Origin of the sequence: Corallococcus sp. CA041A, from assembly GCF_003612075.1 — a bacterium.
Classification (GTDB): Bacteria; Myxococcota; Myxococcia; order Myxococcales; family Myxococcaceae; genus Corallococcus; species Corallococcus exiguus.
The window spans coordinates 1-427 of the sequence record NZ_RAWF01000687.1 but is presented as its reverse complement, the minus strand read 5'-3'; the positions used below and the strand labels follow the sequence as shown (position 1 = coordinate 427).

Below are 427 nucleotides of genomic sequence, written 5' to 3'. Positions count from 1 at the left end.
GCATGTTGCGCTGTGACATGTATGTATTATTCTACAGGTGCTAATGTTCCGCAAACGATTTTTACAATCCCTCGTATCGACAACCTAGACGATCTGCGCGGTTATCGCAATTCACTGCGTAACCAATCAGGTATCTACGCTTTCATTAATCTAGTAACAGGTGAACTTTACGTAGGATCTTCTAGCGATCTGTGAGAACGACTACTCGATCACCGCGCAGGGCGTAAGAGTAATATTCGTCTGCAACGTGCAATCAAGAAGTATGGTCTATCTAACTTCTCATTCAACGTACTTGAGTTTGCTCCATACCTTAAGCCTGCCATCCTAGAACTAGAAACAGCTTACATGAGTAGCTTTCATTCATCTATCCTGTACAATTTTGCAACTGTTGCAACATCCCAACTAGGGTACAAGCACACACTCGAAG

At 43.1% G+C, this 427-nt stretch carries 1 protein-coding gene and 1 pseudogene; both read left to right on the top strand.

The features are described from left to right. A partial coding sequence (locus D7V77_RS45440; protein WP_233597591.1) for a hypothetical protein occupies window positions 1-195 on the top strand: 195 nt, incomplete at its 5' end. Between the two features lie 15 nt (window positions 196-210). Then, window positions 211-427: pseudogene (locus D7V77_RS46160) on the top strand (hypothetical protein); the annotation flags it as partial.